At 74.5% G+C, this 9,195-nt stretch carries 6 protein-coding genes and 1 pseudogene; 5 read left to right on the forward strand and 2 right to left on the reverse strand.

Translation table 11 applies throughout. From position 1 onward, the window contains the following. Positions 1 to 237: pseudogene (locus ACWDX9_RS54690) on the forward strand (heavy metal translocating P-type ATPase); the annotation flags it as partial. On the opposite strand, the gene ACWDX9_RS54695 reads toward ACWDX9_RS54690, so the two are convergent. Beyond that, positions 187 to 1,383, reverse strand: coding sequence for an MFS transporter (locus ACWDX9_RS54695; RefSeq protein WP_449970358.1), 1,197 nt, complete (start codon positions 1,381 to 1,383; stop codon positions 187 to 189). The pseudogene ACWDX9_RS54690 and the gene ACWDX9_RS54695 sit on opposite strands and share 51 nt — an antisense overlap. 67 nt (positions 1,384 to 1,450) lie before the next feature. On the opposite strand from ACWDX9_RS54695, the gene pdxR reads away from it, so the two are divergent. Beyond that, positions 1,451 to 2,842: a MocR-like pyridoxine biosynthesis transcription factor PdxR gene (pdxR, locus tag ACWDX9_RS54700; protein ID WP_449970361.1), complete on the forward strand. Its 1,392-nt coding sequence runs from the start codon at positions 1,451 to 1,453 to the stop codon at positions 2,840 to 2,842. On the opposite strand, the gene ACWDX9_RS54705 is transcribed toward pdxR, so the two are convergent. Next, a complete protein-coding gene (locus ACWDX9_RS54705; RefSeq protein WP_319715898.1) occupies positions 2,798 to 3,316 on the reverse strand; it encodes a universal stress protein in 519 nt (172 codons plus the stop codon). The genes pdxR and ACWDX9_RS54705 overlap by 45 nt on opposite strands. Before the next feature lie 111 nt (positions 3,317 to 3,427). Here ACWDX9_RS54705 and ACWDX9_RS54710 point away from each other — a divergent pair, with 111 nt between their 5' ends. The 3 genes from ACWDX9_RS54710 to ACWDX9_RS54720 form a co-directional block, all read left to right on the forward strand. Further along, positions 3,428 to 6,625, forward strand: coding sequence for a BTAD domain-containing putative transcriptional regulator (locus tag ACWDX9_RS54710; RefSeq protein ID WP_449970364.1), 3,198 nt, complete (start codon positions 3,428 to 3,430; stop codon positions 6,623 to 6,625). Positions 6,626 to 6,660: 35 nt separating this feature from the next. Then, positions 6,661 to 6,822 (forward strand): hypothetical protein, encoded by a 162-nt coding sequence (locus tag ACWDX9_RS54715; RefSeq protein WP_449970367.1) that lies wholly within the window; start codon positions 6,661 to 6,663, stop codon positions 6,820 to 6,822. Positions 6,823 to 6,870: 48 nt separating this feature from the next. Continuing rightward, positions 6,871 to 9,195: AAA family ATPase (locus ACWDX9_RS54720; protein ID WP_449970370.1), on the forward strand; the 2,325-nt coding region annotated here is incomplete at its 3' end.

The following is a 9,195-nucleotide window of genomic DNA, read 5'->3' on the forward strand; positions in this document are numbered from 1 at the left end:
GCCGCGGATCTGACCCTGGTGCGGGGCGATCTGCGGGTGGCGCCGGAGGCGATCCGGTTGTCCCGCAGCACGCTGAAGACGATCAAGGGGAACCTGTTCTGGGCGTTCGCCTACAACGTGGCCGCGCTGCCGCTGGCCGCGCTGGGGCTGCTCAACCCGATGATCGCGGGCGCGGCGATGGCGTTCTCAAGCGTGTTCGTGGTGAGCAACAGCCTGCGGCTGCGCCGCTTCAAGTGACCGCTGTCCCCATCTGACGGCCGGCGCCATCGAGGCGCCGGCCGCCGCGAACGCCGCGCCGAGCAGCAGCCAGCCGAGCGTTCCGCCGCCGAGCACGAGCGTGGTGAGCGCGACGGGCCCGAGCATCCTGGCCACGGCCACGCCGGTGCCGAAGAAGCCCTGGTACTGGCCCTGCCTGTGGTCGGGGGCGAGCCCGAAGCTGATCTCCCAGGACCCGGAGGCCAGCAGCATCTCGCTGAGGACCTGCAGGCCGGCCGCCACGAGCAGGAACAGCCACGCGTACGGGCTCAGCGCGAACACCGCGCAGGCCGCGAACATCACCAGACCCGCGTACCGCACCGACCGGGCGGCGGACGGCAGCCCCTTCACGCGCCGGGCCACCCGCACCTGGAAGAGCAGCACGGTGACGGTGTTGAGCAGCAGCAGGACCGAGACCATCCAGGTGGGCGCGCTCGTACGTGAGGCGATCCAGAGCGGCACGACCAGGCTGAGCAGCGGCATGTAGAAGAGCATCACCGCGTTGATCAGCGTGATCAGCGCGTACGGCCGGTCCCTGAGCACCGCCAGCCGGGGGCCGGGCGCGGCCGGCGGGACCCGTACGGGAGGCAGCTTGAGCAGCAGCCCGGCGGCGACCAGGAAGCTCACCGCGTCGAGCGCGAACACCGCCAGATAGGCCGGCCGCGTGCCGAGGTGCAGGGCGAGCCCGCCCAGGGCGGCGCCGACGGCCAGGCCGCCGTTGAGCGTGGACTGCAGGATCGCCCGTACGACCGTGCGCTCCTCGGGGGCGATCAGCCCGGCGAGCAGGGCCTGGCGGGCGGCCGACAGGCCCGTCTGCGCCGTCCCGTACAGGCAGGCCACCAGCACGAAGAGCGCGAACGAGCGGACGAACAGGAACGAGGCGACCGCCGTGGCGGTCGTGAGCGCGAGCAGGACGGCGACGCCGCGCGGCCCGCGCCGGTCGGCCAGGTGGCCGAGCGGCACGCCGGCCAGCATGCCGACGGCCCAGCCGAGGGTGAGGCCGAGGCCGATCTCGATGGCCGACAGGCCGACGATCCTGGTGAAGTAGAACGCTGAGGTGACGAGGTAGACGCCGTCGCCGATGGAGTTCGCGAGCTGGGCCTGAGCCAGGATGCGCCGGGGTGCCATACCCTCATCTTCGATCCCCCATTGTCCCGATATAAGCTCCAATTTCCGGCAAAGTGATTGGGCCAAGTTGGACGTTCACATCAGCCTTCAAGGGCGGGGCGACCTGGCCGCACAGGTCTACCGGCAGCTGCTCGACGCCATTCTCGACGGCCGGCTCAGATCGGGCGAGCGGCTGCCCCCGACCAGGGAGTTGGCGCGCAGGCTGGAGATCTCCAGGAACACGGTCGCCGTGGCCTACGACCGCCTGGTCGCCGACGGGTTCCTGGTGGGGCGGGCGGGGGCGGGCACGTTCGTGTCGGGGGAGTCGGTGCGCGGCAGGGCGGCCCCGAAGGGTGTGGTGCGGCCGAGGGCGTTCTGGCAGGGGATCGAGGCCCCGAGAGCCATGCGGGGAGCCCGGTACGACTTCCGCGTCGGCATGCCGGACCCGCGCCTGTTCCCCATGGAGGCGTGGCGCCGGCTGGTGGCCCGCGAGCTGCGGATGAGCGCCGCCGCGTACAGCAGCCCATCCGGATATGAGCCGCTGAGAGAGGCTATTTCACGTCATATAGGTATCAGCCGTTCGGTCCACGCCGGCCCCGACGACGTGCTGATCACGAACGGCGCCCAGCAGGCGCTCGACCTCATCGGCCGCGTCCTGATCGAGCCGGGCGTCTGCGTGGCCGTCGAGGAGCCCGGCTACCCGCCCGCCCGCCTGCTGTTCCGCTCGCTCGGCGCCCGCGTGGCCGGGGTGCCGGTGGACGCGGAGGGCATCGACGTCCGGGCCATCCCCGGCGCCGCCCGCATCGTGTACGTCACCCCTTCGCACCAGTTCCCCCTGGGCACGCCCATGTCGCCGGCCCGCCGAGCCGCCCTGCTGGCCTGGGCCGAGCGCCGCAGGGCGGTGGTGATCGAGGACGACTACGACAGCGAGTTCCGCTTCGGCGAGCGCCCGCTCGAACCCCTCCAAAGCCTCGACCGCGCGGGCCGCGTCGTCTACGTGGGCTCCTTCTCCAAGACCCTGCTCCCCATGCTCAGGCTCGGCTTCCTCGTCGCCCCGGCCTCGCTGGCCCCGGCGCTGCGCGCGGCCAAGCAGCTGTCCGACTGGCACAGCGACGTGCCCGCGCAGGCCGCCCTGGCCAGGTTCATCGACGAGGGGCTCCTGTCCAGGCACATCAGGAAGGCGACCCGCGAGTACGCCGCCAGACACGCCATGATCGCCGAGGCGCTGGCGGGCGACGAGCGGCTGCGATTGGTCCCGTCCACCGCGGGCCTGCACCTGTGTGCCCGGCTCGCCCCGGATGTAGAGGTACGTGCCGTGCCGGATCTCGCGGTGGAGCCGCTGGAGGCGTACTGCGGTGAGAGCCCGGCCCAGCCCGGCGTGGTCCTCGGCTACGGCGGCATCTCCAGGGACGACCTCCCCGAAGGACTCAGGCGCCTACGGATGGCGACGGCTCCAGAACCGGCGGGCCCGCTCCCCTGACAGCTCAGGGTCGTCGGGCGGCGCCGGCTGCTGCACGATCACGACCGTGGTCCGCGCGTGGCGGGCACAGTACATGCTGGTCGAGGGCAGGAAGATGCGGCTGAGCAGCCCGCGCCGGCTCCGCCCCAGCACCAGCAGGTCACCCTCGCGGGCCAGGTCGACGAGGTGGTAGCCGGGATCGCCGACCCGGCCGATCACCGCCGTTCTGATGTCGTCGGGCACGCCGCCCGCGACGTCGTCGAACACGCCGGCGATCACCTCGCTGCAGCGCGCCTCCTCGCCGGCCCGAAGCGCGTGCTGGACGGGCAGAGCCTCGGGGAATGGGTGGACGGGCGCGCGGCTGACGTGTACGGCGACCAGGGCCATCCGGTGCAGCCTGGCCGCACCGATGGCCCAGGCAAGCGCCCAGCGCGAGGCCGGGGACTCGTCCACCCCCACGATCAGCCTCGCACCGCCGGGCAGTTCCTGTTCCACGGTGCCTCCTGTTAAGAAGTACGACCATAGTGCGCCCGCCGGTCTGTTACCGGGAGGTGGCACTTTTCGAACTATGGAGTCCCCCCGCGAACCCCGGCGTAGCATGCGGGGGTGGACCGAGGGTGGGTGCGCCCCCGTCCCGCCCTCGACCGGCGGCTGGACGGGGCGCTTACGTACAGGCTCACCTCGCTCGTCGCAACTACAGGCTACGGGAAGTCCACTGCCCTGGCAGGGTGGAGCCAGGCCGTCGGCGCGGTGCTGCACCGGCTCGGGCCCGCTGATCGTGATCTTCCCACGCTGGCGGGAGCCGTGGCATCGGCTCTGTCGGAGCGGGTGGCCGGGTTACCCGCCGACCTGGTGACCGCCGCGGACGCCCCGCTCGGGCCCGACGCCGACGAGGTGTCCAGGGCCGCGGCGCTGGCGGGCGCGCTGGCCGAGGCGCTGGGCAGGCGGCTGCGACGCGGCCTCGCGCTGGTCTTCGACGGCATCGACGCCATCTCGGGCGCCCCGGGCTCCGTGCGGTACGTGGAGACGCTGGTCCGCGTCGCCCCCAGGCACCTGCATCTGGTCACCGCGTCGCGGGCGCCGCTGCCGTTCCCGACCGCCCGGCTGCGCCAGGACCACGAGGTGCTCGACCTCGACGCGACCGATCTCGCGCTCACCCCGGACGAGACGGCCGCCTGGGCGCGCGACCGGTTGGGCGAGCAGGGCGCGGCCGTCGCCGCCACGCTCCACGACGCCTGCGGCGGCTGGCCCGCCGCCGTGCAGGCCGCGCTCGACGCGCTGGCCCGCGAGGACCCGTCCGGATGGCCGCGCACGGCCGCCGGGCTGGCCGCCAACTCCGCCACGCTCGAACGCCTCACGCTGGCCGCGTTCAAGGACCTGCCGCCGGCGATGCGCGAGCTGCTGCGGGCCGCCACCGTCCTGCCCGTGCTGACCTCCGGGCTGGCCGCCACGCTCGGCGCGCCGCCCGACACGCTCGACTCGCTCACCAGCCGCGGCCTGTTCCTCGAGGCCGGTCAGGACGGCCACCGCCTGACCCTGACCAGCCGCCACGTGCTGGCCAAGCACGCGCCGCTCGACCGGCACGAGGCCCACGACGTGGCGGCGGTCGCGTCCCGCTGGTACGTCGAGCACGACCAGCCCGAGCTGGCCCTGCGGGCCGCCGTCGCGACCGAGCACCCGGGCCTGGCGGCCGCGCTCCTCGACTCGTACGGCCTGCGCCTGGCCGAGCGCGGGGACGTGGTCGCGGCGCTGGAGCTGCTGCCCGAGGCCGCCAGGAACGCGCCCACCATGATCAAGCTGGCCGGCGTCGCCGAGCAGAACCGCGGCCGGTGGACCCGCGCCCGCGACCTGCTCGCCCGGGCCGCCGAAGGGCCGGCGTTCGACGCGTTCGTGGCCAGGCGGCTCGGCCTCATCGACCACCTGCGCGGCGACCTCGACGCGGCCCTGGCCGGGTACGCCAGGGGATACGAGTACGGCCTGCCGCCCGCCGACGCCGCCATGTGCGCCGCGTCCATGGCGTCGGTGCTCTGGCTGAAGGGCGACCGGGCAGGCTGCGCCGAGTTCGCCGACAAGGCGCTCGAACAGGCCGGCAGCCTGGGCGACCCGAGCGCGCTGGCCATGGCCAACACGGTCCTGGCCATGCTCGCCGCGCTCGACGGCGACCGCCGCGCCAACGACGCCCACTACCTGCGCGCCCTGGAGTACGCCGAACGCGCGGGCGACATCGTCCAGCTCATCCGCATTCACGCCAACCGGGCCTCCCGCCACCTGGACGAGGGCGCCTACGCCGAGGCGCTGGCCGAGACGGAGATCGGGGGCCGGCTGTCCGACCTGGTGTCGTTCGCCCCCTATGCCGCCCTGAACGTCTCCAACCGCGCCAAGGCCCTGATCGGGCTCGGCCGCCTGGAGGAGGCGGCCACCGAGGCCGCCGACGCGGTGGCCAGGTGGGAGGCGATGGGCTCCCGCCTGGTCGGCACCGGCCTGAACCGGCTCGCCGAGATCAACGTCCTGCGCGGCGATCGCAGGGCGGCGGCGGCGATCTACCGGCGGATCATCGCCGACTCGGCGCCGTCGGGCGAGGTGCAGTCGCTGTCCAACGCGCTCAACGGCCTCGCCGAGCTGCTGGCCGACGACGATCCGGCCGAGGCCGCGCGCGTCGCCGAGCAGGCGCTCGAACACGCCGAAGGCATCGCGGGGGTGACCGCCAGGGTCGTGGCCGCCCGCGTGGCACTGGCGGGCGGGCGGCACGACGACGCCAGGGCGCTGCTCGACGAGACCGAACCCGTCGCGGTCAGCCGCAGGGACCACGCCTCGCAGGCCGCCATCGCCGAGCTGCGGGCCGAGCTCGACGGCGACACGCGGCCGGCCGACGAGGCCGTGCGCACGTGGACGATGCTCGGCGACCCGGTGGGGCAGGCCAGGGCCGAGCTGGTCAGGGCGGCTCTGGCCGACCCGGCGACCGGCGGCGAGCTGGCGGCCGGGGTGCGCGAGCGCATGCACGCCATCGGCTGCCGGGCGCTCGACGACCGGATCGACGCGCTGATCGCCCGCGCCGCTCCCGCGCCGGGCGTGAAGGTGATCGTCGAGACCATGGGAACGTTCCGAGTGCTGCGGGGCGGCGTGCCGGTCCCGCGTACGGCCTGGCAGTCGCGCAAGGCACGCGACCTGCTGAAGATCCTCGTCAGCCGGAGGGGGAGCGGGATCGGCCGGGAGCGGCTGGTCGAGATCCTCTGGCCGGACCAGGAGGGTGAGGCGGTCGGGCTGCGCCGGCTGAACGTCATGGTGTCCACGCTGCGCGCGGTGCTGGATCCGGCGCACGAAGGTCCGGCGGACGAGATCGTGGTCTCGGACGAGGGCGCGTTACGGCTTGACCTGTCCAATGTGGACGTCGATGTCGAGAAATTTCTGGATCTGGTGGCTCAGGCCGTACGGCTGGACCAGGCAGGACGTACGGCCGAGGCGCTGGAGCGGTGGACGGCGGCCGAGAGCGCGTACGGCGGGGAGTTCTGCGAGGAGGACCCCTACGCGGACTGGGCCGTGGGGCTGCGCGAGCAGGCCCGGCTGGCCTACACGCAGGCGGCGGCAAGGCTCGCGGCGGCGCGGGCGGGCGAGCGGCGCTACGACGAGTCCGCCCGCTACTGGCTGCGGCTGCTGGAGCGCGACCGCTACGACGAGCGGGCCCACCTGGGCCTGGTACGGGTTCTCGACCTGGCCGGCCGCCGCGGCGATGCCCGCAGGCGCTACCACCTCTACGCCGAACGCATGCGCGAGCTGGAGGTCGAGCCCGCCCCGTACCCCACCTGAACCAGACCTGAACCGCCCGGCGAGATGGTTTCCAGATGAGAACGGTCATCGTCCGGCTGGTCGAGCCCGAGCAATCCGGCGGCCAGCTCCGCGGGCTGCTCGAAGAGGTGGGGGGCGAGCCGGTGCCGTTCAGCGGCACGGAAGCCCTCCTCGACCTCCTGCGTTCCGCCGCCGGGCTGAGCACAGACCTGGCTTGAACCTCGCGCGAACCTCCGTGACGACGATGGGTGTCGAGAGGAGGCGCGATGAGCGAGCAGGGGAGCGGTTGGCCGTTCGTCGGGCGAGGGGGGCCGCTCACGACCGTGCGGGCGGCGCTGCGGTCGGGAGCGGGCGTGATGATCGCCGGTGAGGCCGGGGTCGGGAAGAGCAGACTGGCGGCGGAGGCGCTGGCCGGATTACCGGGGTACGCGGTGGTGCGCGCGCTCGGCACGGAGACCGCGTCGATGATCCCGTTCGGGGCGTTCGCGCACGTGCTGACGGGCCCGCCGGAGGGCGGCGAGAACCTGCTGAGCTGGGCCGCCCGCCACCTGCGCGAGCGCGCGCCGCGGGGCGAGCTGCTGGTCAGCGTGGACGACGCGCACCGGCTGGACCCGGCCTCGGCGGCGCTGGTGCACTACCTGGCGGACAGCGGCGCGGCGCGCGTCCTGGTGACGGTGCGGTCCGGGGAGCCGCAGCCGGCGCCGGTGGCCGCGCTGTGGAAGGACGAACTGCTCGACAGGATCGAGCTGCCGCCGCTGACGAGGGCCGAGGTCGGGCAGGTGCTCGCGGGCGCGCTCGGCGGCGAGGTGGCCGCGGAGACCGTACGGCACCTCGCGCGGGTCAGCGAGGGGAACATGCTCTACCTGCGCGAGGTCGTGCAGGCGGGGCGCAACGCGGGCTGCCTGACCGAGCGGGACGGGCAGTGGCGCTGGCGGGGCGAGCTGTCCATGACGACCAGGCTGCGCGAGCTGGTGGGCGACCGGATCGGCCACCTCGACGAGGACGAGCGCGAGGTGCTGGAGCTGGTGGCGTTCGGGGAGCCGCTGGGCACGGAGCTGCTGGTCTCGCTGACCTCGGCCCGGGCGGTCGAGCGGGTCGAGGACCGCGGCCTGGTCGTGGCCGTCAACGAGGGCAGGCGGGAGCAGCTGCGGCTCGGCCACCCCCTCTACGGCGAGGTCGTCCGCGGCGGCTGCGGCACGCTGCGGACGCGGCGGCGGCTGCGGATGCTGGCCGACGCGCTGGAGGCCAGCGGGCTGCGGCGGCGCGAGGACGAGCTGCGCGCGGCCGTGTGGCGGCTGGACTCCGGCTCGGTCACGGCCCCCGAGATGCTGGTGTCGGCCGCCCGGCTGGCCTGGGGCAGGCAGGATCCCCACCTGGCCGAACGTCTGGCCAAGGCCGCGATCGACGCGGGTGGGGGCGTGGCCGCGGTCGCGGTGCTCGGCGAGGTGCTCATGGTGCTGGGCGACGCGGACGCGGCGCTGGCGGCGCTGCGGCGGGCGGCGCGCGACGCGGTCACCGAGGCCGACCGCGCCCAGCACGCCTTCAGCCTGGGGATCAACCTGGCGTGGGCGGGCGCGGACGCCGAGGCGTGCGAGGTACTCGACCTGGCCGCCGTGACGCTGACCGAGCCCCGCTGGCTGCAGGAGGCGCACGTCTACCGCGCCGTGACGGACTGCTTCGCCGGGCGGCTGACCGGGGCGGCGCGCTCGCTGGCGCGGTCCCGCTCGTACGGGCCGATGTCGCGGCGCGCCGACGCGCACGCGGCGTCCATGGAGGCGTGGGCCGCGGCGTACTCGGGGCGAACCGGGGAGAGCCTGGCCATCGCCGCGCGCACGCTGGAGAGCGTGGACAGCTGGCGGGACGAGGCGCCGCACGCGCTGCCGAGCTTCCTGGACGCGCTCTGCGCCGCCCAGACGTTCGCGGGCCTGCTGGAGGCGGCGGACCGGTCGGCGGAGCAGGGGATGGAGCTGCCGGCCGCCGAGCTGTCGGTGTCGGGGTTCGCGGCATATCGGGCGATGGTCGGCCGGTTGCGCGGGGACGTCGCGGGGGCGCTGCGCTGGTGCCGGGACGACCTGGCCAGGATGCCCGGGCGGGAGCCCTACCTGGGGCGGGTGCTGGCCGAGCAGGCGCACGCGCTGGCGCTGCTGGGCCGTACGGAGCAGGCTCGGGAGGTGCTGGCGGAGGCCGGCGCGACGGCGTCCAGGTGGGCCTTCACCCGGCAGCACGTGCTGCAGGCCGAGGTGTGGGTGGCGGCTTCCGGCGGCGAGCTCGACGAGGCGGTACGGCTGTGCCTCGCGGCGGCCGACCACGCCGAGCGGCACGAGCTGCACGCCGGCCTGATGTTCGCGCTGCACGACCTGGTACGGCTCGGCGCCCCGGACCAGTCCGCCAGGCTGGCCGGTCGGGTGGACGGCCTCCTGGCCGTGCTCCTGGCCAGGCACGCCCGCGCGATCGGCGACCCGGTCGAGCTCCGGGCGGTGGCCGGGGAGTTCGAACGGCTCGGGATGCTCCTGTACGCGGCCGAGGCCACGGCCCAGGAGGCGGCGGCGTACCGGGACGCGGGCCGCGGCACGCTGGCCAAGGGCGCGCAG

It is taken from the genome of Nonomuraea sp. NPDC003201 (assembly GCF_053590415.1).